Annotated in this window: 23 protein-coding genes; 3 read left to right on the top strand and 20 right to left on the bottom strand. The window is 67.4% G+C overall.

The window, feature by feature from the left end; all coding sequences use genetic code 11:
• Position 1 precedes the first annotated feature (1 nt).
• Positions 2-298 (bottom strand): helix-turn-helix domain-containing protein, encoded by a 297-nt coding sequence (locus V5F66_RS21040; RefSeq protein ID WP_393999775.1) that lies wholly within the window; start codon positions 296-298, stop codon positions 2-4.
• Between the two features lie 206 nt (positions 299-504).
• Positions 505-1,107: a PadR family transcriptional regulator gene (locus tag V5F66_RS21035; protein ID WP_011995842.1), complete on the bottom strand. Its 603-nt coding sequence runs from the start codon at positions 1,105-1,107 to the stop codon at positions 505-507.
• Positions 1,108-1,323: 216 nt separating this feature from the next.
• On the opposite strand from V5F66_RS21035, the gene V5F66_RS21030 reads away from it, so the two are divergent.
• Positions 1,324-2,352, top strand: coding sequence for a tyrosine recombinase XerC (locus V5F66_RS21030; RefSeq protein ID WP_394094660.1), 1,029 nt, complete (start codon positions 1,324-1,326; stop codon positions 2,350-2,352).
• A gap of 64 nt (positions 2,353-2,416) precedes the next feature.
• The gene (locus tag V5F66_RS21025) at positions 2,417-2,866 is read left to right on the top strand and encodes a VOC family protein (protein WP_011995840.1); all 450 of its coding nucleotides are present in this window, start codon (positions 2,417-2,419) and stop codon (positions 2,864-2,866) included.
• 12 nt (positions 2,867-2,878) lie between these two features.
• On the opposite strand, the gene V5F66_RS21020 is transcribed toward V5F66_RS21025, so the two are convergent.
• The gene (locus tag V5F66_RS21020; protein ID WP_394052916.1) at positions 2,879-3,823 is read right to left on the bottom strand and encodes an NAD(P)-binding domain-containing protein; all 945 of its coding nucleotides are present in this window, start codon (positions 3,821-3,823) and stop codon (positions 2,879-2,881) included.
• 96 nt (positions 3,824-3,919) lie between these two features.
• Between V5F66_RS21020 and V5F66_RS21015 the strand changes: the two genes are divergently transcribed.
• A complete protein-coding gene (locus V5F66_RS21015) occupies positions 3,920-4,312 on the top strand; it encodes a winged helix-turn-helix transcriptional regulator (RefSeq protein WP_394094659.1) in 393 nt (130 codons plus the stop codon).
• A gap of 158 nt (positions 4,313-4,470) precedes the next feature.
• Here the strand turns inward: V5F66_RS21015 and lpdA are convergent, their stop codons facing one another.
• From lpdA to V5F66_RS20930, 17 genes are all read right to left on the bottom strand, one after another.
• Entirely contained in the window at positions 4,471-5,877 is a 1,407-nt protein-coding gene (gene lpdA / locus V5F66_RS21010) for a dihydrolipoyl dehydrogenase (RefSeq protein WP_394009433.1), read from the bottom strand.
• Between the two features lie 15 nt (positions 5,878-5,892).
• Positions 5,893-6,954, bottom strand: coding sequence for an acyltransferase family protein (locus V5F66_RS21005; protein ID WP_394094658.1), 1,062 nt, complete (start codon positions 6,952-6,954; stop codon positions 5,893-5,895).
• Between the two features lie 237 nt (positions 6,955-7,191).
• On the bottom strand, positions 7,192-8,436 hold the full coding sequence (odhB, locus tag V5F66_RS21000; RefSeq protein WP_394094657.1) for a 2-oxoglutarate dehydrogenase complex dihydrolipoyllysine-residue succinyltransferase: 1,245 nt from the start codon (positions 8,434-8,436) through the stop codon (positions 7,192-7,194).
• A gap of 27 nt (positions 8,437-8,463) precedes the next feature.
• The gene (locus tag V5F66_RS20995; protein WP_011995835.1) at positions 8,464-8,805 is read right to left on the bottom strand and encodes a YciI family protein; all 342 of its coding nucleotides are present in this window, start codon (positions 8,803-8,805) and stop codon (positions 8,464-8,466) included.
• A gap of 9 nt (positions 8,806-8,814) precedes the next feature.
• On the bottom strand, positions 8,815-11,769 hold the full coding sequence (locus V5F66_RS20990; RefSeq protein ID WP_394009365.1) for a 2-oxoglutarate dehydrogenase E1 component: 2,955 nt from the start codon (positions 11,767-11,769) through the stop codon (positions 8,815-8,817).
• A 355-nt stretch (positions 11,770-12,124) separates the two neighbouring features.
• Positions 12,125-13,009 carry a succinate--CoA ligase subunit alpha gene (gene sucD, locus V5F66_RS20985; RefSeq protein ID WP_011995833.1) on the bottom strand — a complete coding sequence of 295 codons (885 nt, stop codon included), beginning with the start codon at positions 13,007-13,009 and terminating at the stop codon, positions 12,125-12,127.
• Complete coding sequence (gene sucC, locus V5F66_RS20980) at positions 13,009-14,211, bottom strand: ADP-forming succinate--CoA ligase subunit beta (protein ID WP_011995832.1); 1,203 nt, start codon at positions 14,209-14,211, stop codon at positions 13,009-13,011. Before sucC ends, sucD begins: the two co-directional genes overlap by 1 nt.
• A 233-nt stretch (positions 14,212-14,444) precedes the next feature.
• Entirely contained in the window at positions 14,445-15,410 is a 966-nt protein-coding gene (mdh, locus tag V5F66_RS20975; RefSeq protein ID WP_011995831.1) for a malate dehydrogenase, read from the bottom strand.
• Positions 15,411-16,382: 972 nt separating this feature from the next.
• On the bottom strand, positions 16,383-16,724 hold the full coding sequence (gene nifW / locus V5F66_RS20970; RefSeq protein ID WP_011995830.1) for a nitrogenase stabilizing/protective protein NifW: 342 nt from the start codon (positions 16,722-16,724) through the stop codon (positions 16,383-16,385).
• Positions 16,725-16,765: 41 nt separating this feature from the next.
• Positions 16,766-17,542: a serine O-acetyltransferase gene (gene cysE, locus V5F66_RS20965; protein ID WP_011995829.1), complete on the bottom strand. Its 777-nt coding sequence runs from the start codon at positions 17,540-17,542 to the stop codon at positions 16,766-16,768.
• Positions 17,543-17,545: 3 nt separating this feature from the next.
• A complete protein-coding gene (gene nifV / locus V5F66_RS20960) occupies positions 17,546-18,793 on the bottom strand; it encodes a homocitrate synthase (RefSeq protein WP_393999782.1) in 1,248 nt (415 codons plus the stop codon).
• A 75-nt stretch (positions 18,794-18,868) separates the two neighbouring features.
• A complete protein-coding gene (locus V5F66_RS20955; RefSeq protein WP_394094656.1) occupies positions 18,869-19,189 on the bottom strand; it encodes a HesB/IscA family protein in 321 nt (106 codons plus the stop codon).
• Between the two features lie 337 nt (positions 19,190-19,526).
• Entirely contained in the window at positions 19,527-20,369 is an 843-nt protein-coding gene (gene modD, locus V5F66_RS20950; protein ID WP_393999783.1) for a ModD protein, read from the bottom strand.
• A 113-nt stretch (positions 20,370-20,482) separates the two neighbouring features.
• A complete protein-coding gene (locus V5F66_RS20945; protein WP_394094655.1) occupies positions 20,483-21,274 on the bottom strand; it encodes a rhodanese-like domain-containing protein in 792 nt (263 codons plus the stop codon).
• 20 nt (positions 21,275-21,294) lie between these two features.
• Positions 21,295-22,965, bottom strand: coding sequence for a SagB family peptide dehydrogenase (locus V5F66_RS20940; RefSeq protein ID WP_394094654.1), 1,671 nt, complete (start codon positions 22,963-22,965; stop codon positions 21,295-21,297).
• Positions 22,966-22,968: 3 nt separating this feature from the next.
• Positions 22,969-23,400, bottom strand: coding sequence for an ArsC/Spx/MgsR family protein (locus tag V5F66_RS20935; protein WP_011995823.1), 432 nt, complete (start codon positions 23,398-23,400; stop codon positions 22,969-22,971).
• 6 nt (positions 23,401-23,406) lie between these two features.
• A complete protein-coding gene (locus tag V5F66_RS20930) occupies positions 23,407-23,841 on the bottom strand; it encodes a response regulator transcription factor (RefSeq protein ID WP_011995822.1) in 435 nt (144 codons plus the stop codon).
• Positions 23,842-24,405 lie beyond the last annotated feature (564 nt).

Raw genomic sequence — 24,405 nt, 5'->3', positions numbered from 1 at the left:
CCTACTCCTCCTCCGCCGGCCGCCGGGCGGCAAGGATCGATTGGGCAGGCACTTGCACCCGCAGGCGCACGCCCCGCCCGCCAGCGTCGCTGACGGCCCCTTCGGCGATGAGTTCGATGCCCGCCGCCTCCAGCCCGCCCACGAGCTTCATGAGCGAATCGACATTGCCACGGATGACGCCGTCGCTGGCTTCCATGCGCTGGATGGTGGGCAGGGAAAGGCCGCTCAAGGCCGCGAGCGCGCGCTGGTCGAGGCCGAGGAGGGCACGGGCAGCGCGGAGCTGGGCGGCTGTGATCATGACGACCAATGGAAGCGTGGAGCCTGATTTCTCCTGCTTACGCCTCTGTTATTCACTGTTCAAGCATGATTTATGATGTCTGAGACATCATAAAGTCGAAGCCGCTGCGCGATAGGGCGGATACGGCAGCGGGCAAGAGGAGGCGCCGCCCGGATGGCGCGGGCATGGCCACGGCTCAGGGAACCGCGACCATGCAGGGGTTGGCATCACGCCTCGCGGATGTCGTTGGCCGCGCGGGCGAGGATCTCGACAATCCGCGTCTCGGCACCGCGATTGGCGTCCAGCTTCTGCTGGGCCACGTCCCGCAGGTTCTCGAGGGCGGCTTCCACCAGGCGAGGCAGTTCCGCACCCTGGCTCGGGCCGTTCTCGCTCCACCCCATCCACTTGCGGACCCGTCCCATCTTGAGGCCGATCTCCGACAGGCGCCCGATGATGGCGTCAGCGAAGGCGCGGTTCTCGGCGAGATAGGCGGTGCCTTCCCCAGTGATGGCATAGCGCTTCTTCGCGCCATCGGGCTCGGAGGTCACATAGCCCGCCTCTTCGAGGAAGGTGAGGGTGGGATAGACCACGCCTGGGCTCGGCGAATACCAGCCGGCGGTCTTCTCCTCGATCACCTTGATGATCTCGTAGCCGTGCCGCGGCTGCTCGGCGATGAGCGACAGGGCCAGCAGCTTCAGGTCGCCTTGCGCCAGCATCCGGCCGATGCGGAACATGTCGCCGCCGCCCCGTCCGCCGCGCCCGCCACCGCGATGGCCGCCCCGATGGCCACCAAATTCGTCGCCACGATCGGGGCCGCCCGCGTGGCGCATCTCGTCCCAGTCACCCCGGTGGCGTTCGCCGCCATGGTGTCCGTCACGTCTGCATCCAAACATTTTTTCGTCTCCTAAGATATGTCGTACGATACAACGACCATGTTTATATCGTTCGATATATCTAAAATGCAAGGGGGCCGCCTCGGTTCCCGTTCAGGGTTTTTTGAAAGGGACGCATCCATAAAGGGAGGCGCCGTCATCCGGAGTCCTCCCATGGCCATGAGCGATGAGCAGAAAGCCGCCCGCGCCGCCCACGGCCTGCTCAGCGCCGTGGCGCCCGAGGTGGGCGCGGCCATCGAGGGCTGGCTTGCCCGCCTCGCCCACGAGCGGCGCCTGTCACCCAAGACGCTGGAAGCTTATGCCCGCGACCTCGCCGTCGTGCTGCTGCGCCTCACCGACCATCTCGGTGCGCGCCCCGGCCTCGGCGATCTGGCCGGCCTCACCCCCGCCGACGTGCGCGCGGTGCTCGCCGCCCGCCGGGCCGACGGGGTTGCCCCGCGCACGCTGGTGCGCCTGCTCGCCGCCGCGCGCTCCTTTGGCCGGCATCTGGAGCGGGAGGGGCTGGGCAAGGTCGGCGCGCTCACCGCCGTGCGCGCCCCCAAGGTGCCGCGCAGCCTGCCGAAGCCGGTTTCCATCGCCGCCGCCCGCGCCCTGTCCGATCCCACCACCCGGGCCGGGGAGGATCGCGAGGATTGGGTGCTGGTGCGCGATGCGGCGGTCATCGCCCTGCTCTACGGGGCGGGGCTGCGCATCTCGGAAGCCCTCAGCCTCACGCCCCGCGACGTGCCGGCGGATACCGAATCCATCACCGTCACCGGCAAGGGGCGCAAGACGCGCATGGTGCCGCTGATCACGCCGGTGCGCCGGTCCATCGCCGAATACCGGGCCATCTGCCCCCATGCCCTCGGGCCGGATGGGCCCCTGTTTCGCGGCACGCGGGGCGGTCCGCTCTCACCGCGCATCGTGCAATTGGCGGTGGAGCGCATGCGCGGCGCCCTCGGCCTGCCGCAGAGCGCCACGCCCCACGCCCTGCGCCACGCCTTCGCGACCCACCTGTTGTCGCGCGGCGGCGAGATCCGCGCCATCCAGGAACTATTGGGCCACGCCTCGCTCTCCACCACGCAGATCTATACCGAGGTCGATGCCACCGCCCTGATGGCCGCCTGGCGCTCGGCCCATCCGCGCTCCGGCGCGCTCGAATCGCCCCGCAAGGTCGCCCGCGAATCCACCGAGCCCACGTGACGGCCGGCATTGTCCACCCGGAAGGATTTCCCCACGCCAGTCCGCTCCGAGCGCGAGCCCTGCCATGACCTCTGCCACCAAGCCACCGACACCCGTACGCCCCGTCATCGAGCACCTGTCGGTGACCACCGTGGACCTCCCCCGCGCTATCCGCTTCTATGACGCGGTGCTGGCGCCGCTGGGCCTTGTGCGCGTGGCCGATTATGACGAGCCGGAAGGGGCGTCCGCCTGCTGGGGACCGCCGGGAACACTTCCGGCGCCGGAGGGCCGACCGGGCGAGGCACCGTTCTGGGTGCAACTGCGCGCGGGTCCCGTCCATCCCCCGGCCGGCACCCATATCGCATTCTGCGCGCCGGACCGGGCGGCCGTGGAGGCCTTCCATGCCGCCGGGCTTGCGACCGGCGGCGGCGACCACGGTGCGCCGGGGCTGCGGCCGCAGTACGGAGCCGGCTATTTCGCCGCCTTCCTGACCGATCCCGACGGCTGGCGGATCGAGGCCGTCACCTATCTCTGACCCTCCCCCGGCTCATCGGCGCCAGGCGATGGCCGTCGGAGCGTAATGGCGCATCTCCGCGATCTCGGGGATGAAGTCGCGGATGGCGGCGAGAAAGGGCGGGAAGTGGGGGCCACGCCGGAAGCCTTCCATGTGCGCCTGAGCCGAAACCCACTGGATGCGCAGGATGAAGCTGGTCGGATCCTCGTCGCACTGCGTAAGGTCATAGCCGAGGCATTCAGGCGCGGCCTGAAGATGGGGCGCGGCGAGGACGTATGCCGACGTCAGGGCCGCTCCGTCGTGGACGGTGAGGGCGTAGCGGATGTATTCGATCGCGCCTGCCACCGCCTGCTTGCGCATGAAGGCGAACGCATTGTCGGCAGGTGCCCCGCGGGACAGCGCCTGGTCGATCCAGAGCATCGCGTAGGGTTCCAGCAGCCGCGCGCGGTCGAGCGGCCCGGCATCGACCACCTCGAAACCGAGGTCCGCCACCAGTGCGAGCACCTGCGGCTTGCGCGCCGCGTCGTCACCGGCGACGAAGATCACCGGGCGGGCCGGATAACCGGCGGTGTCGGACATGACCGCGAAACCCACCTGGTTCATCGCCTTGAACACCGACGCGCCCGGCGCGAGGCGGGCCACCTCCTCCCCGCCCGAAGTGGAAAAGCCCAACGCCAGCTCCAGGCCTGAGGCGCCCATCCGCAGCGGATTGGTGGCATCAATGACGAGCCTGCCGGACAGGTCTCCCAGCGCGGCGATGGCGGCGGGGACCGCATCCCATGGCACGGCGAGCACGATGGCATCGGCATTCGCTTTCGCCTCCGCCACGGGCGCGAGCTCAGCCCCGCCCGCGGCGGCGGCCGGCGCCGCCAGACGCGGATCGGCAGGGTCGATGACGCCGAAGGTGATGGCATGGCCCGCCCGGGCCCACCCCTTGCCAAGCGATGCGCCCACATTGCCGGCGCCGATGATCGCCACTCTCATGACTTCTCCCTCGTGAAGCAATGAGCTAGCCTCTTCTGGGAGCGATGTCGCTTCAACGCACCAGATGGTGCGCGCGCCGGGTCCCCGCAGATGAAACGCTTGCGCAAGACCTACGGCTGCCCGGTCGAACTCTCCCTCGACTTCGTCGGCGGCAAGTGGAAGACGGTCATTCTCGCCTGGCTGAAGGAGGCACCGCACCGCTACAACGAGCTGCGCGCGCGCCTGCCCGACATCTCAGACAAGGTCCTGACCGAGCGGTTGAAGGATCTGGAAATGCTGGACCTTGTCACGAAGGCGCAGGCGCCCGGCCAGCCGGGGGTCCAGCTCTATCTCCTCACTGAACGAGGGGAGAGCCTGCGTCCGGTGCTGGATGCCCTTTATGCATGGGGCGCGGATATGGCGCACGAACTGAAGGTGAGCGTCGGCGCGCCCCGGCCACGCCAGCGGCGCAGATACCGGCAGGAGGAGCCGGAGCCGGCCTGAGGGGTGCACGCTCACGAATGGATACATGACCACATAGCGGCTGAGCCCGGACGAAAAAGCCCCGGACGACAGATGTCGGCCGAGGCTGCGGACGGCGTGGCGCCGCGTTCCAAAATGAAGAGACGCGGGGCGGCCGTCAGCCGGCCCCGCGCCGGCCATCACATGTGGATGGCGCGCTTCTCCACGGCCATCGCCGCTTCCTTCACCGCTTCCGAGCGGGTGGGGTGAGCATGGCAGGTGCGGGCCAGATCTTCCGACGAGCCGCCGAACTCCATCAGCACCGCGCATTCGTGGATCATCTCGCCGGCCTCGGGGCCGATGATGTGGGCGCCCAGCACCTTGTCGGTGGCGGCGTCGGCGATGATCTTCACGAAGCCGTCCGTGGTGTTGTTCACCTTGGTGCGGCCGTTGGCGGTGAAGGGGAACTTGCCCACCTTGTAGGCCACGCCCGCCGCCTTCAGGTCGTCCTCGGACTTGCCGACGGAGGCCACTTCCGGGAAGGTGTAGACGACGCCGGGGATCACGTCATAGTTCACGTGGCCGGCCTTGCCCGCCAGCAATTCCGCCAGCGCCACGCCTTCATCCTCGGCCTTGTGGGCGAGCATGGGGCCGACGATCACATCGCCGATGGCATAGATGCCCGGCACGTTGGTGGCGAAGTGGTGGTCGGTGACCACGCGGCCGCGGGCGTCCTTGGCAACGCCCGCCTCGTCGAGGCCGAGGCCCGCGGTGTAGGGAATGCGGCCGATGGCCACCAGCACCACGTCCGCCTCGATCACCTCGGCCGCGCCGCCGGCCGCCGGCTCCACCGACACCTTCAAGGTCTTGCCCGAGGTATCGACGCCGGTGACCTTGGTGCCGAGCTTGAAGGCAAAGCCCTGCTTGTCGAGGATGCGCTGGAAGCTCTTGGCCACGTCGCTGTCCATGCCGGGCAGGATGCGGTCGAGGAACTCCACCACGGTCACCTGCGCCCCGAGGCGGCGCCACACCGAGCCCAGCTCCAGGCCGATGACGCCGGCACCCACCACCAGCAGCTTGCCCGGCACCTTCGGCAGCGACAGCGCGCCGGTGGAGGAGACGATGCGCTGCTCGTCGATGGTCACGCCCGGCAGGGGTGCCACGTCCGAGCCGGTGGCGATGACGATGTTCTTGGTCTCCAGGACCTCGACCTTGCCATCGGCATTCAGCGTCACCTCGACCTTGCCGGTGCCGAGGATCTTGCCGGCGCCCATGTAGACGTCGACCTTGTTCTTCTTGAGCAGGAACTCGACGCCCTTGACGTTGCCGTCCACGCCCTTGTCCTTGAAGGCCAGCATCGCCTTCAGGTCGAGCTTGGGGGCCGGCACGCCGATGCCCATCTCGCCGAACTTGTGCCCGGCTTCCTCGAACAGCTCGGAAGCGTAGAGCAGCGCCTTGGACGGGATGCAGCCCACGTTGAGGCAGGTGCCGCCATGGGTGCCGCGCTTCTCCACCACGGCCACCTTGAGACCGAGCTGGGCCGCGCGAATGGCACACACATAGCCGCCGGGGCCGGTACCGATGATGGTGAGATCGTAGGACATGATTGGACTTTCAGTACCCTAGTTGTTGCCCGGACGGGCGAGCGGTTGCGTATCCCGGAACACGTGACCCCTCAGATAGCGCGACGACCAGTTTCTGCCGAGCCCGATAAAAGGCGAAAGACCCAGCCGGTTCGCGACGATCACGAGGATGATGGGACAGATCACGGCGACCATCGTGCCGAGAAGGATGTGCACGCCGATGGCGGTCACATGGACCTTCAGCAGGAGCGTGCGCGTCAGCGCGATGAAAATGCCGTGGGTGATGTAGATGCCGAGCGACGCCTCGCCGAGAAACGCCAGCGCGCGGCTCCCAGGCGCTGCGGGCGCCGGGAGAAGCAAGGCCAGAGAGACCACCGCAGCCACGCCTGCGAGCGCCGCCAGCGGCACGAACAGCCCGACACCATACAGGTAGCAGACGGTGGCCAACGCCGCCCAGGCCAGGATGCAGGCCGCTAGTGCCCCGACGCGCCGCAGGGCGTCCAGAAGCTCGGAGCGCCGTTCCAGCAGCGTGCCGAGGCCGAACATGGCGAGGCCCATATAGAATCGGGGATCGACCGCGTCCTGAATCCCCAGCGCCCAGTAGATCAGGTACCAGGCGGAGAAACCTGCGGCGAGCACGCCCAGGCCCCGGCTCCCGTCGATCCGCTCCGCGAACCAGTAGAGGAAACGGATCAGGAAAAGATAGGGCAGGAACCAGAAATGCTGGATGGGATGAAGGATGACTTTCGGAATGTCGCTGAGCGGCACCGCAACATGAACCGAGTCCGACGACAGGTTCTTGAGCAACGCGAACAGCACATTCCAGATCAGGTAGGGCAGAAAAAGATTGATCAGGCTTGAGCCGAGAAACCGGCCGAACGCCTTGTCCTTCGATATCGGGAAGACATAACCCGAGAGAAAGAAGAAGAGCGGCATATGAAAGGAATAAATATAAAATTCTGTCGTCTGCATCCACGGCGGAAACTGCGTGAATGCAGAAAAACGCATTCCGATGATCACATGACCGAAAACGACGAGCAGGATGCCGATCGCCTTCGCATAGTCGATCCAGTGAAATCGCTTGGGGGCAGCTGCGGTCATGGCGCACTCCGATCACCCGCCGGCCACCGAGCGTGACCTTGGGTGCAGTGCAGTATGCCTCAGCTCTAGATTGTGAAAAACCACAAATTCGCGGATAAGCCGCGTCGTTCGACCAATACAACCTGTTGCCGGCACAGGATTGGGACCGCGAACGGGTCCGGGTCAAGCGACCAGCGCTTGCCCGGCGTCCCGCTTGCGCTGGGGAGCTCGGAGTTACCGTCTGCTCCCGGCCGCTCATCACAGATCCAGCACGAGCCGCGCGGGATCTTCCAGGGTCTCCTTCACCCGCACCAGGAAGGTCACGGCCTCGCGGCCATCGACGATGCGGTGGTCGTAGGAGAGGGCGAGGTACATCATCGGGCGGATCACCACCTGGCCCTTGATGGCTACCGGGCGCTCCTCGATGCGGTGCATGCCGAGGATGCCCGACTGCGGCGCATTCAGGATCGGGGTGGACATCAGCGAGCCGTAGATGCCGCCGTTGGTGATGGTGAAGGTGCCGCCCTGCATGTCCTCGATGCCGAGCTTGCCGTCACGCGCCTTGCGGCCGAAGCCGGCGATGGCCTTCTCGATCTCCGCCACGGAGAGCTGGTCGGCGTCGCGCACCACCGGAACCACCAAGCCCTTCTCGGTGCCCACCGCGATACCGATGTTGTAGTAGTTCTTGTAGACGAGGTCCTGGCCGTCGATCTCGGCGTTCACCGCCGGCAGGTCCTTAAGGGCGGCGATGACCGCCTTGGTGAAGAAGCCCATGAAGCCGAGCTTGGTGCCGTGCTTCTTCTCGAACGCATCCTTGAACTGGGCGCGCAGGCTCATCACCGCGCTCATGTCCACGTCGTTGAACGTGGTGAGCATGGCCGCGGTGTTCTGGGCATCCTTCAGGCGCCGCGCGATGGTCTGGCGCAGCTTGGTCATCTTGACCCGCTCCTCGCGCACCGCATCGATGGGTGCCGAGGGGGCACGGACCGCGATCGGGGCCGCAGCGGGAGCCGCAGCGGGAGCCGCCGCAGCGCCGGCGGCGACGGCGGCCAGCATGTCACCCTTGGTGACGCGACCGTCCTTGCCGGAGCCGGCAACGCCCGAGGGATCAACACCGCTCTCGGCGGCGATGCGGCCCACGGCCGGGCCGTTGGCGCCGGACGCGGCAGCAGCCGCAGGCGCCGCGGCGGGAGCCGGGGCCGGCGCAGGGGCGGCAGCGGCGGGCGCGGGAGCAGCGGCAGCGGGAGCCGCGGCAGCAGCGCCGGAGCCGGCGCCGATGGAGCCGAGCAGGGCGCCGACGCCCACGGTGTCGCCGTCCTTGGCGACGATCTCGGCCAGCACGCCGGCAGCCGGCGCGGGAACCTCGACGGTGACCTTGTCGGTCTCCAGTTCCACCAGCGGCTCATCGGCCTTGACGGTATCGCCGGGCTTCTTGAACCACTTGCCGATGGTCGCTTCAGTAACAGACTCGCCCAGGGTCGGTACGCGGATCTCGGTGGTCATTGCGTTCGCCCCTGTGCGGGGCCTCCCTCAACTATCGGCAGGTGAAGATGCAACAGCCGCCGGGCCAGCCACCCGGCGCTGAATGAGCGACAGGATGGGCATCACCTCATAGGCGAAGCCCAGTCCTGCCACGATGACGGGGTCCTGCGCGGCGAGAGCGTCCGCCGCGTCCTGATCGTGAGCTTCCACCAGCGCCATGCCCCAGATGCCGGAAGGGTCCGCCACCGGTCCCACGGCGAGAGCGACGCCGCGATCGGCCTCGCTTTGCCAGAAGGCGCCGTGGGCGGCCATGGCATCCATCTCCGCCACGGTCGCGTCCGCCGGGAAGGCGGGACGCGGCGGTGAGAGGCGCAGGAGGAAGTGGGCCATGGCGCCGGCTCAGCCCAGGGCTTCGTCGAGGAAGGCCTTGAGCTGGGCCAGGTGCTTCGACATGAGGCCGGTGGCGGTCGCCGCCGAGGCGGGACGACCGGCATAGCGCGGACGCTTCGCGGCGCCGCCCACCTGCTCCAGCACCCATTCCAGATAGGGCTGCACGAACGCCCAGGAGCCCTGGTTCTTGGGCTCTTCCTGGCACCAGGACACCTCGGCGTTCTTGAAGCGCGAGAGTTCCTGCACCAGGGTCTTGAGCGGGAACGGGTAAAGCTGCTCCACGCGCATCAGGTAGACGTCCGACACGCCGCGCTTCTCGCGCTCCTCGAGCAGGTCGTAATAGACCTTGCCCGTGCACAGCACGACGCGACGGATCTTGTCGTCCGGCACCAGCTTGATGGCGTTGTCCTCCGGATGGGACTGGGCATCGTCCCAGAGCACCCGGTGGAAGGAGGTGCCGGTCACCATGTCGCTCAGCGAGGACACCGCCCGCTTGTGGCGCAGCAGCGACTTCGGCGTCATCAGGATCAGCGGCTTGCGGAACTCCCGCTTCATCTGCCGGCGCAGGATGTGGAAATAGTTGGCCGGGGTGGAGACGTTGGCCACCTGCATGTTGTCCTCGGCGCAGAGCTGCAGGTAGCGCTCGAGGCGGGCGGAGGAATGCTCCGGCCCCTGGCCCTCATAGCCGTGGGGCAGCAGGCAGACGAGGCCGGACATGCGCAGCCACTTGCGCTCGCCCGAGGAGATGAACTGGTCGAACAGCACCTGCGCGCCGTTGGCGAAGTCGCCGAACTGCGCTTCCCAGAGCACCAGGGTATTGGGCTCGGACAGGGTGTAGCCATACTCGAAGCCGAGCACCGCCTCCTCCGAGAGCATCGAGTTGATGACCTCGTACTTGGCCTGGGTCTCGGAGAGATGGTTGAAGGGCTTGAAGCGGGCCTCCGTCTCCTGGTCGGTCAGCACCGAATGGCGCTGGGAGAACGTGCCGCGCTCCACGTCCTGGCCGGAGAGGCGCACCGGGTTGCCTTCCAGCAGCAGGGACGAGAAGGCCAGCGCCTCGCCCGTCGCCCAGTCGATGCCCTTGCCGTCCTCGATGGACTTGCGGCGGTTATCGAGGAAGCGCTGGATGGTGCGGTGGACCTGGAAGCCCTCCGGCACGGTGGTGATCTTCTCGCCGATGGCCTTCAGCGTGTCCTCGGCGACGCCGGTGTTGCCGCGCCGCGGGTCATCGTCCTCATGGGTGGCCTTGAAGCCGGCCCAGCGGCCGTCGAGCCAGTCGGCCTTGTTGGGCTTGTAGGCCTGGCCGGCCTCGTGCTCGGCCTCCAGGCGCTCGCGCCACGCCGCGCGCATGGTGTCGACCTCGCCGGAGGTGACCACGCCCTCGGCTTCGAGCTTCTTGGTGTAGAGCTCCAGCACGCTCGGGTGCTGGCGGATCACCTTGTACATCTTCGGCTGGGTGAACGCCGGCTCGTCGCCCTCGTTGTGGCCGAAGCGGCGGTAGCAGAACATGTCGATGACGACAGGCTTGTGGAAGCGCTGGCGGAACTCGGTCGCCACCTTGGCGCAGAACACCACCGATTCCGGATCGTCGCCGTTGCAGTGGAAGATCGGCGCCTCGATCATCTTCGCCACGTCGGAGGGATAGGGCGAGGAGCGCGAATAGCGCGGATTGGTGGTGAAGCCGATCTGGTTATTGATGATGACGTGGATCGACCCGCCGGTGCGGTGGCCCTTCAGGCCGGAGAGGCCGAGGCACTCGGCCACCACGCCCTGGCCGGCGAAGGCGGCGTCGCCGTGCAGCAGCAGCGGCAGCACCTTGGTCCGCTCGGTGTCGCCCAGCTGGTCCTGCTTGGCGCGGGCCTTGCCCAGCACCACCGGATCCACGATCTCGAGATGGGACGGGTTGGCGGTCAGCGACAGGTGGACCTTGTTGTTGTCGAACTCGCGGTCGGACGAGGCACCCAGGTGGTACTTCACGTCGCCCGAGCCTTCCACGTCGTCGGGGGCCCAGGAGCCGCCCTTGAACTCGTGGAACAGGGCGCGGTGGGGCTTGCCCATCACCTGGGTGAGCACGTTCAGGCGGCCGCGATGGGCCATGCCGAACACGATGTCCTTCACGCCGAGGTTGCCGCCGCGCTTGATGATCTGTTCCAGCGCCGGGATCAGGCTCTCGCCGCCGTCGAGGCCGAAGCGCTTGGTGCCGGTGAACTTCACATCGAGGAACTTCTCGAAGCCCTCGGCTTCCACCAGCTTGTTGAGGATGGCGCGCTTGCCCTCGCGGGTGAAGGTCACCTCCTTGTCGGGACCCTCGATGCGCTCCTGGATCCAGGCCTTCTCCTCGGGCGAGGAGATGTGCATGAACTCGACGCCGATGCTGGAGCAATAGGTGCGGCGCAGGATCGCCACCATCTGGCGGACCGAGGCGAACTCGAGGCCCAGCACGTGGTCGATGAAGATCTTGCGGTCGAGGTCGGCCTCGTAGAAGCCGTAGGAGGCAGGATCAAGCTCCGGTGCCTCGCGCGGCGGGGTCAGGCCGAGCGGGTCGAGATTGGCGTGCAGGTGGCCGCGCATGCGATAGGCGCGGATCATCATCAGCGCCTTGACGCTGTCGCGGGTGGCCTGCTGCACCTCGGTGGCGGAGAATTCGACGCCCGCCTTCTGCGCCTTGGCCTTCACCTTGTCCGAGAGGGCCTTTTCCACCTCGATCCACTGGCCGTCCATGGCCGAGACCAGCTCGCCATTGGCGTGCACCGGCCAGTGCGGCTTCTTCCAGGAAGCGCCGCGAGCATTCTGGACCACCGCGTTCGGATCATCCTTCAGCGCTGCGAAGAAGCTCTGCCAGTCGGGGCTGACCGAATTCGGGTCGGCTTCGTAGCGGGCGTAGAGATCCTCGATCCAGGCGGCATTGGCGCCGTCGAGGAAGGAGGTGGAGAGGAAAACGTCGTTCTGTTCCGCGCGCGACATGGGCTTGTTCCCGGATGGTCGATGGCGCCTCGCATTCCTTCAGCGCATTTTGCACTGAAAATGAAGCCCCAAAGACCGCTCGTCTGCCACAAATCCGGCGTCCGGCTTGCGCCGGGCGCCCTTTCACCCCTGCGAGGCTCGTGGCGGCCTTCAGCAACGGTGCTCGACAACCTTTAGATGGGATGCGCCGCGGCCGGCCGTAAGACCGTCGCGGCGCATCCCCTAAAACCGCGCTCGCCAGTCGCCGAATTTCATGGCGATTGCGCGGCGTAACCGGCTTTACGGCGGGTTGCCCCCTCCATTTACGGGAGGGAGCGCCCGATCGCTCAGCCGGAGATACACAACCCGAGGTCGCTCAGCCCTTGAGCACCTCGACGAGGGTCTTGCCGAGGCGGGCCGGGGACGGCGACACGCGGATGCCCGCCGCCTCCATGGCCGCGATCTTGTCCTCGGCGCCGCCCTTGCCGCCGGAGATGATGGCGCCCGCATGGCCCATGCGGCGACCGGGAGGCGCCGTGCGGCCGGCGATGAAGCCGACCATCGGCTTCTTGCGGCCCTTCTTCGCCTCGTCGGCGATGAACTGCGCCGCCTCTTCCTCCGCCGAGCCGCCGATCTCGCCGATCATGATGATCGACTCGGTCTTGGGGTCAGCCAGGAACATCTCAAGCACGTCGATGAACTCGGTGCCCTTCACCGGGTCGCCGCCGATGCCCACCGCAGAGGTCTGGCCCAGGCCCTCCTGCGAGGTCTGGAACACCGCCTCGTAGGTCAGTGTGCCGGAGCGCGACACCACGCCCACCGAGCCGGTCTTGAAGATGTTGGCCGGCATGATGCCGATCTTCGACTGGCCGGCGGTCACGATGCCGGGGCAGTTGGGGCCCACCAGGCGCGACTTGGAGCCCGACAGCGCCCGCTTCACCTTCACCATGTCCAGTACCGGGATACCCTCGGTGATGCAGACGATGAGCGGGATCTCGGCGTCGATGGCCTCCAGGATGGCGTCGGCGGCGCCCGGAGGCGGCACGTAGATCACCGAGGCGTCGGCGCCGGTGGCTTCCTTGGCCTCGATCACGGTGTCGAACACCGGCAGGTTCAGGTGGGTGGTGCCACCCTTGCCCGGCGAGGTGCCGCCGACCATCTTGGTGCCGTAGGCAATGGCCTGCTGGGCGTGGAAGGTGCCGTTCTTGCCGGTGAAGCCCTGGGTGATGACACGGGTATTGGCGTCGATAAGCACGGACATCACGCAGCTTCCTTCTTCACGGCCGCGACAATCTTCTGCGCCGCGTCATCGAGGTCATCCGCCGGGATCACGTTCAGACCCGATTCCCGGATGATCTTCTTGCCTTCTTCCACGTTGGTGCCTTCGAGGCGCACCACCAGCGGAACCTCAAGGCCCACCGCCTTCACCGCCGCCAGCACGCCGCGCGCGATCACGTCGCACTGCATGATGCCGCCGAAGATGTTGACGAGGATGCCCTTCACGTTCGGATCGGCGGTGATGATCTTGAAGGCGGCCGTCACCTTCTCCTCATTGGCGCCACCGCCCACGTCCAGGAAGTTGGCCGGGCTTTCGCCGTAGAGCTGGATGATGTCGAGGGTCGCCATGGCGAGGCCGGCGCCATTCACCATGCAGCCGATGGTGCCATCAAGCGCGATATAGGCGAGGTCGTACTTGGAGGCCTCGATTTCCTTGGCGTCCTCTTCCGTCAGATCGCGCAGCTCGGCGAGCTCCGGATGGCGGAACATGGCGTTGGAATCGAAGGTGACCTTGGCGTCGAGCACGCGCAGCTGGGCATCCTTGGTGATGATCAGCGGGTTGATCTCGAGCATCGCCATGTCGGTATCGACGAAGGCCGTATAGAGCACCTCGGCGAGCTTGCCCGCCTGCTTGGCCAGGTCGCCCGTGAGGCCGAGGGCCTTGGCGATCTTGCGGCCGTGGAAGCCCTGCACGCCGGTAACCGGATCCACCGAGAAGGTGACGATCTTCTCCGGGTGGGAGTGGGCCACTTCCTCGATGTCCATGCCACCTTCGGTGGAGACCACGAAGGCCACGTGGGAGGTGGCGCGATCCACGAGCAGGGAGATGTAGAACTCCTTCTCGATGTCGGAGCCATCTTCCAGATACAGGCGGTTCACCTGCTTGCCGGCGGGGCCGGTCTGGATGGTGACGAGCGTGTTGCCCAGCATCTGCGAGACGAAGGTCTTCACCTCGTCGATCGACTTGGCGAGGCGCACGCCGCCCTTGTCGCCGGCCTCGGGCTCCTTGAACTTGCCCTTGCCACGGCCGCCCGCATGGATCTGGGACTTCACCACCCAGAGCGGACCGCCGAGCTCCTTGGCCGCCGCCTCGGCATCTTCCACCTTCAACACGGGCACGCCGCGCGAGACCGGCGCGCCGTACTTCTTCAGCAGCGCCTTGGCCTGGTACTCGTGAATATTCATCTCTGCGTCCCTCAGGGTTGCGAAACGCCCCTCCCCCGCCCCGGACGGACCGCGCCCCGCAAAATGCGGGGCCAGATGGTCCGCGCCGCTTCCACCGCAGAAGGAACCCTACCGAGACCGCCCTCAGGCTGCCGTGGGGGTCCCCGGAAGGGGAGCATTCGTCTCCTTCACCATACCGGTCGTTCCGCCGGCACGAAAACGGCGCACCCTTCGGCGCGCCGTCACTGTCGAGATCACTTCCCGAGTCCGGGTGCGATCTTCAGGCAGGCCTCCACCAGTCCTTCGACGGCAGCGACCGATCTGTCGAACATGGCGCGCTCGGAGCGGTCGAGCTCGACCTCAACGATGCGCTCCACGCCACGCGCGCCGATCACCGCCGGCACGCCCACATAGATGTCTCTGAGCCCGTATTCCCCGTCGAGCAGCGCTGCGACGGGGAGGACGCGCTTCTTGTCCCGCAGGTAGCTTTCTGCCATGGCGATGGCGGACGCCGCCGGCGCATAAAAGGCCGAGCCGCTCTTGAGCAGGTTGACGATCTCCGCCCCGCCGTCGCGGGTGCGCTGGACGATGGCGGCGATACGCTCCTCGCTGGTCCAGCCCATGCGGATGAGATCCGGCACCGGGATGCCACCCACGGTGGAGTAGCGCACCAACGGTACCATGGTGTCGCCGTGCCCGCCCATGACGAAGGCGGTCACGTCCTCCACCGAGACGCCGAACTCCTCGGCGAGGAAATAGCGCAGGCGCGCGGAATCCAGCACGCCGGCCATGCCCACCACCTTTTCCGGCGGCAGGCCGCTGGAGCGCTGGAGCGCCCACACCATGGCATCGAGCGGATTGGTGATGCAGATGACGAAAGCGTCAGGGGCATATTTGCGGATGCCGGCGCCCACCTGCTCCATCACCTTGAGGTTGATGGCGAGGAGGTCGTCGCGGCTCATGCCCGGCTTGCGCGCCACCCCGGCGGTGACGATCACCACGTCGGCACCGGAGATGGCATCATAGCTCGACGCGCCGGCATAGGCGGCATCAAAGCCTTCGACGGGGGTCAGTTCCGCAAGGTCGAGGGCCTTGCCCTCGGGCACGCCCTCGGCGACGTCGAACAGGACGATGTCGCCCAACGCCTTCATCCCGGCGAGAAGGGCGAGCGTACCGCCGATCTGGCCGGCCCCGATGAGGGCGATCTTGTTGCGGGCCATCCCTTGTCCCCGGAAACCGATCTGCCGGCGGGCGCATGAGACGAGCCGCCGCAGGAAACGAGCGGCGCTTGACTACTCCCATCCGCCCCGGGGTTCAAGCCGGCCGCACTGCACAAATAGTGTGAGAAGGCCCATTTCTGCTGCTGAAACAGGCCTTTTCGCCCCCAATCCCGCATCATTTGCACCATGCGGAAAACCATTCCGCATGATGGACCCATCGGCCTACCGCCACGGGCTGTCGATCGTCGCCGAAGGCCGCCAGGGACCGGACATGGCGGGACGTCGGCTTTCCGCCCAGGACACGACCTGAAGATGACGAGCCGATTCGATACACGCAAATCGGCCGATGTGACGGCGCCTTGAGATCAAGGGCACCGAACGTCGGGCGCGAAGGTACGGCCGCAATGGCGGCGCGCCCGGACGAAGGAGTGCGATGTTCGCGGGAAAGAGCGCAGGAGGGTCTGCCGCCCCGGGAAGCTGATCAAGAACGCGGGCGCCACACCAAAGAGCCTCGGAGGGCATGGCGCGCCACCGTATTCGCAGCAGGCGGCGAGCGCGGCATGGAAATCGGCGATTATGGGCGGGTAGCGCTTACCTCCGTCGCTCGTCGACCAAGCTTCCCACCAGGGCAAACATTCGGGAGGAGGCGAGCGGGAGTATGCGAGGCGGAGCGTGGCGGGCTGAAACAGCTCCCAGACCATCGGACATCGCCAAACCGGCCAAGGCATGCCGGCACATCGCTGCGCGACCGGATACACCGGCGCGTTGTTCAAAAAATCTGCCCTCTCCCCGCATGCGGCCGAGCGACCAGCCGGATGAATAACATAAACAAACGTCAGAAATTCAACAAACAAGGGGCGGGGAGAGGGCAGCCGTCCGGGGGCAGAAGCCTCCGGCGGGAGTGGTCAGGCCGCGGACGAAGGCCACCAAACGGTGAACCTCAGGGGGCGCCGCGACGTGAGGGCAAAAGCCTCAGCTTCCCGTTTTCAGGGAGGTCAGGGGCACGAAGGCGGGCTTCGGGCCAGGCTCGGGCGGGCGGCTCGGATCGTGCTCTTTCAGCACCTTGAACACGCGCTCCGCCATGGGATTGGACTTGATGAAATCTTCATAGGCCTGCGCCAGCATGGACTGGGCGGCGACGAAGATCTCATCCTCGCTCTTGCCTTCGAATTCGGCCGAGACGAGGTACTGGCCCATGCGCCGCAGAATGTGCAGGCGCAGAACCTGCAGCACTTCCGGCTGATAATCCACCTGCAGCAGCTCGAAGAACTCTTCCGCGCTGTGCAGGGACTTCAGCTTGTCGACAACCGACATCGCGACCTCCTTTTCGTCATTCTTGCCGAAGCTGCCAACCTTTACGCCGCCTCGTCCGCAGTGGCGCTGCGGCCGCGCGGACGTTCGCTCTGCAGGTGCGCGAGGCGCGCCTCCAGGAATTCGATGCGGTCGAGCAGCGAGACGATCGCCTCGCCCACCGGGTCCGGCATCAGGTGATGCTCCAGGTCGATGCGGCCGTCGCCGACGCGGCGGCGGTCGGCCATGGGCTTCACCACCCGGCCGGGAATGCCCACCACCGTCATGGCCGGGGGCACGTCCTCGATCACCACCGAATTGGCGCCGATGCGGCAGCCCGCCCCCACCGTGATGGGACCGAGGATCTTGGCGCCCGCCCCCACCAGCACGCCGTCGCGCAGGGTGGGGTGGCGCTTGCCGGAGGTCCAGGAGGTGCCGCCCAGGGTGACCCCGTGATAAAGCGTCACGTCATCGCCCACCTCGGCGGTCTCGCCGATCACCACGCACGCGCCGTGATCGATGAAGAAGCGCCGGCCGATGGTGGCGCCGGGATGGATGTCCACATTGGTCAGGAAGCGACCGAGCCAGGACAGGAAGCGGGCCGGGAACTTGATGCCGCGCCGCCACAGCCGGCTCGCCAGCCGATGCCAGATCACGGCATGCACGCCGGGATAAGTGAGCACGATCTCGACCGTGTTGCGTGCCGCCGGATCGCGCGACTTCACGCAGTCCACGTCCTCGCGGATGAGGCGCCACACCGAGAGGGCGGACGCTTTCTCAGCCTCCGCCGCGCCGGCGAGCGGAACGTCGGTCCCCTGCCATTTCGGGCTTCCCATGATCATGGGTCAGGCTCCCATCACTGCGGCGTGGCGGCGCTTGAGCGCCTCTTCGGTGAAGCTGTCTTCGTAGAAGCGCCTGAGCACGTCCGGGGAGACCGAGTTCTTCGAACGGATGGCGAAGTCGCGCACCCGGGCAAGGATGGCGCGGCCGCGCGCCTCGTCCACCGCAAGCCCCTGGTCCGACAGGGCCTTGAGGATGGCGGCGAGGCCAGAATGCTTGCCCAGCACCACCCGGTGCGAGCGGCCCAGCATCTCGGGGCTGAGCGCCTCGTAGGTGCCGCGGTCCTTCAGCAGGCCGGAGACGTGGATACCGGATTCGTGGGTGAAGATGTCTTCCCCCACGATGGCCTTGGTGCGGGGCATGGGGCGGCCGGCCGCCTCCATCACCTTCTGGGCCAAGGGCCGCAGGGCATGCGGGTCGATACCGGTTTCCGAGCGCGCGGTCTGGCGCAGGGCGATGGCCACTTCCTCCAGCGCCGCGTTGCCCGCCCGCTCGCCAAGGCCGGCCACCGTCACGCTGGCATGGCGGGCCCCACCGGTGACGGCGGCAAGCGTGTTCGCCGTGGCGAGGCCAAGGTCGTCGTGGGCGTGGAACTCGATCTCGAGGTCCGTCGCATTGGCCACGCGCCGCACCAGCGCATAGGCGGAGAAGGGATCAAGCACGCCCAGCGTATCGGCGAGGCGCAGGCGGAAGGCGCCCGCCTCCTTCGCCACCTCGGCCACCTTGCACAGGAAGTCGGGATCGGCGCGGGAGGCATCCTCGCAGCCCACGGCAGCGGTGAAGCCGAGCTTCGTCGCCAGCGTCACCACATGCCGCAGGGCCCCCAGCGCCCAGTCGCGGTCGCGGTTGAGCTTGCCCTTCAGCTGCCGGTCGGAGGTGGGGATAGACAGGTTCACATAGGTGACGCCGGCGGAGACCGCGGCAAAGAGATCTTCCTCGCTCATGCGGCACCAGGCGGCGACGCGCAGGGGCAGCTTGAGGGAGACGATGGAGCGGAGGGTCTCGATTTCCTCGTCGCCCATGGCCGGAGTGCCGGCCTCGATCTCGGGCACACCGGCCGCAGCCAGCGCCTCGGCGATCTCGATCTTCTCGCGGCGGGTGAAAGCGACGCCCGGCGCCTGCTCACCGTCCCGGAGGGTGGTGTCGTTCAGGAAAGCCGTCCGGGCCGGCACCGTCCCGGTGGTCGCGCCGCTGGCATCCACGGATGCCCGGCTGGAGCGCGCCAGAATGGCCGATGGTGACTTCGCGAGCATGGGTCCCTTCCGATCTACCCCCCGCCGCGCCGGCGAGGGATGAATGAACTCCACCGGGCTGGGCCCGGACCCTCGTCAGTTCCGCAAGCTGCCGCCTGCCATCATCATCAGCGCCGCCGGATCGTCCTCGAACACGAAGCCGCGCACCGTCTCCGACTCCACGAAATCAATGACGATGCCGCGCGCGACCGAACGGGATGGTGCATCAATGAAAACCTTGAGGCCGCCCTGCTCGAGGATGAGGTCACCGTCGCGTGCGCGGCTGTCGAGATGCATCAGGTAGTTCACGCAGTCGCCGGACCCGGCCTTCGCCACCACGCGCAGACCATCTGCCTGAGCGGAGCACGACAGGGCTGCCTTGATTGCCGACAGAGCATTGGTCGTGAGCGTGATCATCGGTCCGTCCACCTGCGCCTGAGCGCCCCCTGCCAAAGTTACTGGCAAGGCTCGTGCCACCTGTTCAAGCTATTGAAAACAGATGGGAAAGACGGACCGGCGAGGATGTCGCGAATGCGACAGCCCCATCCCTTGTGTGAGGTTCGACAGGTTCATGACAGAGAAGGCCCACGCTTTCGGAACGCAAACCTCCGTATAACTACGTAGTCATTGTCGGCCCGCTGCAGCGTTTTTCTTGTTCGCCTGGCTGAACAACCGTTTTCGAGCGGACAATGGCGCAGGAGCCGGTGTGGAAAACAAGTTTCCAGCACATCAACGACACCTGCCCGAACGCGGGTCAGGCCGGCGAGATCACCACCTTCACGTCAGCCGGCCTGGCCCAATAGGGAGCGGAAGTCACCAGCACATGGGCGCCCGCGGCGGCGTAGGCGGCGGCATTGGCGAGGTTCACGCCGCCGGCGGCAGCGACTTTCGTCTCCGGCGCGCGCGCCGCCACCCGGCGGGCCACCTCGGCGATGTCGCCGGGGGTCATCTTCTCGCACTGGAGCACGTCGGGATGGGCTGGCAGCACCGCGTCCACCTCGTCCAGCGTCTTCACCTCCACCACCACCTTCTTCTCCGGCGCGGCGCGGCGCAGGGCGGCAATGCCGACGGCGGGGTCGGTGAGGAAGGCCTGGTGCTCGGGAAACAGCAGGAGCGTTTCCGACAATCCGAGCCGGTGGGGAAACGCCCCGCCGGCGCGGATGGCGGCGATCATTTGCGCCTTGGCCCCAGGCAAGGTCTTGCGCGTTGTCACCACAGCGATGTCCGGCGAAACGGCGCGGGCGGCAGCCACGATGTCGGCGGTGAGCGTGGCGATGCCGGAGAGATATTCCACCAGCGTCTGCGCCACCTTCCACGCACGAAAGATGGGGCCGGCCGTGCCCTGCGCCATCAGGATGGTCTCGCCGGCCGGTGCCCGCGCGCCGGTGGCGGCGAGCACGTCGGCCTCCGCCCCGGCGGTCAGGAACAGGTCCCGCGCCAACTCGACGCCGCACAAGGTGGCGTCCGCTCGCATGGCCATGGTGAGGCGGGCCTTGCGTCCGGTCAGGGCCAGGGATTCGGTGGTGAGGTCGCCATAGGGCGCGTCCTCGGCGAGGAGGGCATCCACGCTCGCCTGCGTCCACCATTTGTAGGTCATGCGCCGCCCCCGCCTATGCCGGATCCGATACAGCTGGCAGGCTTATAACGCCCGGGCGGGACGGTCTACGGGACAAAGAAGCGCTTGCCGGGAAACCCGCGGCACCGCAGCACTTACGCCGGCGCCGCCTCGCGCCGTGTGGCGGCGCGCAGCAGCTTGAGGCATTCGAGATTGGCCGCCAGATCCAGCGCACAGAAGCCGTCCTGCGTCTCCAGGCGCGGATCGGCGCCACGGGCGAGCAGCTTTTCCAACGCCTCGGCCTTGCCGGCGGAGGCGGCATACATCAACGAACTGGCGCCGGTATCGTTGAGGCTGTCGATGGTGATGCCGGCATCCACCAGCGCGTCGATGATGTGCGGGTGATTGCCGACGCAGGCGAGCCACAGGGCTGTGTTGCCATCCCCATTGCGGGCGTCCAGCGTCGCGCCAGCGGCAATGAGGGCCGCCACCACGTCCGCGTGCCCCTCCTGGGAGGCCTTCATGAGCGGGGTCATCCCATTTTCCGCCGTCGCGTTCACGCCATCGGCGGGAAATCCGTGGCCATCCAGCCAGCTGGACAGGGCCGCATCGAGTGGCGCCGTTGGCGCGGGCACGCTTTCGAAGGCCCTCCACGCCTCATAGCCACCGTCCACGCTGAACACGGCGGCGAAGCCGAAGTCCGACAGGGTCTGGGCATATTCGCGGCTGGCATTGCCGTGGTAGCAATAAATCACCACCGGCTGCGCCTTCGGGGTCGTGCCGATCACGTCCGAGAGCGCGGAATAGGCAAGGTTGCGCGCACCCTCGACATGGCCGGCGGCATAGGCATTGGCGTCGCGCACGTCGAGCAGCAGGGCCCGGCCTTGGCCGACGATGGATGCCGCCTCCTCAACGCCGATGCAGCGGAAGGGAATGCGCTCTCTCATGGCGTGCTCCTGAAGGTCCCTCAGGCCGAGCGGCCCGGATAGGCCGGCTCGGTGGTGATACGGGTGTCGATGGCGGGACGCCCCACCGTGAAATGATAGAGGGACTGGAACTCGAGGCTTTCCAGCCCCACCAGCCGGTGCAGGTCATCGTCGAAGAAGCAGCCGATGCCGGTGCCCCGGAACCCGGCCGCCTCCGCTTCCAGATAGAGCACCTGGCCGACGAGCCCGGCTTCCCAATGCAGCTGGCGATAGCGCCACGGGTCCGCCGCCACGGTGGCTTCGAACTCACTGAGCATGGCCAGGGCGAAGCTGCTGTCGCTGGCGATGGCCTGATGGCAGCTGATGGTGCGGGCGATGCCGCGGCAGTCAGTCTCCACCAGCCGATACAGCGGCAGGTGGTCCGGGCAGGCCTCCGGCTTCACCCACTGGAAATCGTTGCGGAGCGCTGCCTTCAGCGCGCCGGTGATCCCCTCGCGCCGCGGCAGGGCGTAAAGGCCGGGGGCAAGGCCCTCCACCCGATGGACGAACAGAAGAGGGTGGATGCGCGGGGTGAAGCCCCAGGCATCGAAGGGCGCCGCATCCCGGGGCATGAGCGCATCCAGCATGCCGAAGAAGACATCCTGCGGCATGGTGCTGTTCTTGGCCTCAAAGCGCTGGGCGCTGCGGCGGCCGAGGATGACGGCGGACGCCTGTGCCCCGTTCGTCACCACGCGCGGCGGCAGCTCTGGGGCAGCGGCCGCCGCCGGATCGGACGCGCCCGTGCCACCATGGGTGGCAGCGCTCACCGCATCGATCACCGGCCAGCGATAGAGCTTGTGCCGGTCCAGCACGTTGGCCGTCCCGGTCCAGCCCCGGGTGTCGGGCTCGGGCGGCGCGACAGCGAGGGCAGGCCCCGGTGTGATCTGGATGAGGATGTCGGGATCCTCCCGCTCGGCCCCGGCAAAGTCCGCCTCACGGTCGAATCCGCCCAGGCGCGCGATCTCCGCGCTGCTGACGCCTTCCACCATGCGCGCACTCCAGCCAAGGCAGGCGGCGGCATAGCGCACGCCGGCAAGGGCGTGGCCGAGATCGAGCTGGCAATAGCGGAACGCCCGCTCGCCGTATTTCCACGCTTCACGCCAATGGACGGAGGACAATGCCAGATGCAGCCGCGCCGGCCCAGCCGGGGACCGCGCGAAGCTGCGCTGCATGGCGAAGCCCGAGGCGCTGGCAAAGGCGACCGAGGTCGAAGCCCGCGCGGCGTAGCGCTGCTCCAGCACATGGTCGCGGCTGACATAGTGATGAACCCCGTCGGGCAGGCCGGCGACGTTGGACGCCAGCACATAGGCCTCGGTGGGGTGCAGATTGCCGCTGGAGGGATTGCAGCGCACCGCCCAGCGATCCGGCCCGTACTGCTTCCAGCCGGCGAGGCCGAAGGAGAGCTCCAGCAGCAGCGCGACGCCGGCGAGGTCCAATGGCGCCGGTGGCACCGCACCTGGTGTGACCATCTCACCATAGGTGGCCGCCAGCCCTTCCGCCGCCAGCGGCAGGGCCAGGCGCGGGCAGCCCTCGAACTCCCGGAAAGGATTGGGCTGGGCATCCCAGTCCAGGGTTTCAGGCCCCGCCGCATAGGCCTTGAGGCTGTGCTTGGTGCGCGTGTGATAGGCGAGCGCCGTATCGGCCGGGCGGGCAACGGGCGGGGCAGCATTCATGGTTCAGGACGCCTTGCGTTCGGCCGGGTCCGGACACGGCGCGAGCGGGCTGGAGCAGCCTTCGAGAGGCCGCGCGCCCGGATCGGACGGCCCCAGCAGGGACAGGACCGGCTCCCGGTCGAAGCCGGCGCAGCGCCCGTTCTCCGTCTCCACCAGCGGGCGGCGGATGAGCAGCGGCTCGGCCAGCATCAGCGCGATGGCGGCCTCCGCATCGACGGCCGAGGGATCCACCGCGCCGGATTTCACCTTCGGCGCCGCCGGGTTGAACCAGGCGGCGACCGGGGTGTCACCGAAGAAGCCGCGCAGGCGCTCGGCGGTCCAGGGCTCGGTCAGCAGGCTGCGGACCTCCAGCGTGTGACCCGCATTGGCAAGGGCGAGCTTCTGCCGGGCATTGGTGCCGCAGCCCGGCTTCTCGTAGAAGGTGACAATGGCCACGAGCGGCTATTTCATCACAGTGAGCTGGACCAGCGGGGCGGCGCCGCCACGGCCGAGCACGGTGTCCACCTTCTTGCGCACGGCTTCCAGCGTCAGCGGCTTCACCACTGCGCCATGGGCGCCGGCCTTGAGGCCGCCCACCGCAACCGCCTCGTCCGACTTGTCGGTGACGATCAGGATGCGCACGTCCGGGAATTTCGCCTTCATCTCGGCGATAAGGCCGTCGCCGCGCGCCTTCAGCAGAGACACGCCGAGCAGGATGACGTGCGGCACCAGCCAGCCCGTTCCCTTCTCATAGGCTTCCTCCGGCGTGGCGAGCTCGTGGGTCTCGATCTCGTCGTGCAGCATGAACTGAAGCGCCGCGCGCGTGATCTCGTCCTCGTCCACCACGAAGACGCGCCGCTGGTCCACCGCCTTGGAAGTCTCAACGCCGATCTGCATCTTAACCCTCGCTCGTCTTCCCCTCGCCGGGGCTTTCACCCGTCCCCCGCCCGCATGCGAACAAGCGGGCCGGGCGCGCAAATTCCGCGTCAAGCAAGTTCCGTTCCCGAGCCGGCGGAGACGGCGGCCAGACGCAGCGCCGGGCGCCGTTCACCCTGTGTTTCAACGCCCGCGCACGCGTGATGCGCGCTCACATGCGCGAGCGCCCCCGACCGCCCGCGAGCCCGCGTCCGCATGCGCGCGAATGCTTTCAGACACGCGGGCGTCCGCATACGCACCAGTTGTTTTAATCCCGACACAGCAAAAAGGGGCTGTCGCGTTCGACACACCATGGTCCAGCCCGCCCTGACGCCCGGATTTTGATGCAAATCAAAGATTTGGGGGTGGCGAGGCCGAGTGGCACGGTGGTTGCTCTTTCCTTGGCGCAACAGCGAGTGAGGGCTGAGTGCACGCCTAGGCCACCTGCCAGCGTAGCGCTCCTTCCCGTAACCCGCGGGGCGTTTCCGACCGATATTGCTGACGAGAGAAACGGCCTCGCGCCACGCGCGCGGTGGTCTTCCGTAT

The organism is Xanthobacter versatilis (genome assembly GCF_043193975.1).
In the GTDB taxonomy this organism is placed as follows: Bacteria; Pseudomonadota; Alphaproteobacteria; order Rhizobiales; family Xanthobacteraceae; genus Xanthobacter; species Xanthobacter autotrophicus_E.
The sequence above is the reverse complement of the archived record's forward strand: the minus strand, read 5'-3'. Positions and strand labels throughout refer to the sequence as shown.

Coding starts and splice junctions, on each gene's coding strand:
- V5F66_RS20955 (WP_394094656.1), bottom strand. CDS start 19,189: ATGATCACGCTCACGACCAATGCTCTGTCGGCAATCAAGGCAGCCCTG.
- V5F66_RS21035 (WP_011995842.1), bottom strand. CDS start 1,107: ATGCGCCACGCGGGCGGCCCCGATCGTGGCGACGAATTTGGTGGCCAT.
- cysE (WP_011995829.1), bottom strand. CDS start 17,542: ATGATCATGGGAAGCCCGAAATGGCAGGGGACCGACGTTCCGCTCGCC.
- odhB (WP_394094657.1), bottom strand. CDS start 8,436: ATGACCACCGAGATCCGCGTACCGACCCTGGGCGAGTCTGTTACTGAA.
- V5F66_RS20940 (WP_394094654.1), bottom strand. CDS start 22,965: ATGAATGCTGCCCCGCCCGTTGCCCGCCCGGCCGATACGGCGCTCGCC.
- nifV (WP_393999782.1), bottom strand. CDS start 18,793: ATGCTCGCGAAGTCACCATCGGCCATTCTGGCGCGCTCCAGCCGGGCA.
- mdh (WP_011995831.1), bottom strand. CDS start 15,410: ATGGCCCGCAACAAGATCGCCCTCATCGGGGCCGGCCAGATCGGCGGT.
- V5F66_RS20990 (WP_394009365.1), bottom strand. CDS start 11,769: ATGTCGCGCGCGGAACAGAACGACGTTTTCCTCTCCACCTCCTTCCTC.
- V5F66_RS20945 (WP_394094655.1), bottom strand. CDS start 21,274: ATGAGAGAGCGCATTCCCTTCCGCTGCATCGGCGTTGAGGAGGCGGCA.
- V5F66_RS20930 (WP_011995822.1), bottom strand. CDS start 23,841: ATGCAGATCGGCGTTGAGACTTCCAAGGCGGTGGACCAGCGGCGCGTC.
- modD (WP_393999783.1), bottom strand. CDS start 20,369: ATGACCTACAAATGGTGGACGCAGGCGAGCGTGGATGCCCTCCTCGCC.
- V5F66_RS21040 (WP_393999775.1), bottom strand. CDS start 298: ATGATCACAGCCGCCCAGCTCCGCGCTGCCCGTGCCCTCCTCGGCCTC.
- V5F66_RS21025 (WP_011995840.1), top strand. CDS start 2,417: ATGACCTCTGCCACCAAGCCACCGACACCCGTACGCCCCGTCATCGAG.
- V5F66_RS21005 (WP_394094658.1), bottom strand. CDS start 6,954: ATGACCGCAGCTGCCCCCAAGCGATTTCACTGGATCGACTATGCGAAG.
- V5F66_RS21030 (WP_394094660.1), top strand. CDS start 1,324: ATGGCCATGAGCGATGAGCAGAAAGCCGCCCGCGCCGCCCACGGCCTG.
- nifW (WP_011995830.1), bottom strand. CDS start 16,724: ATGTCGGTTGTCGACAAGCTGAAGTCCCTGCACAGCGCGGAAGAGTTC.
- sucD (WP_011995833.1), bottom strand. CDS start 13,009: ATGTCCGTGCTTATCGACGCCAATACCCGTGTCATCACCCAGGGCTTC.
- V5F66_RS20995 (WP_011995835.1), bottom strand. CDS start 8,805: ATGGCCCACTTCCTCCTGCGCCTCTCACCGCCGCGTCCCGCCTTCCCG.
- sucC (WP_011995832.1), bottom strand. CDS start 14,211: ATGAATATTCACGAGTACCAGGCCAAGGCGCTGCTGAAGAAGTACGGC.
- V5F66_RS21015 (WP_394094659.1), top strand. CDS start 3,920: ATGAAACGCTTGCGCAAGACCTACGGCTGCCCGGTCGAACTCTCCCTC.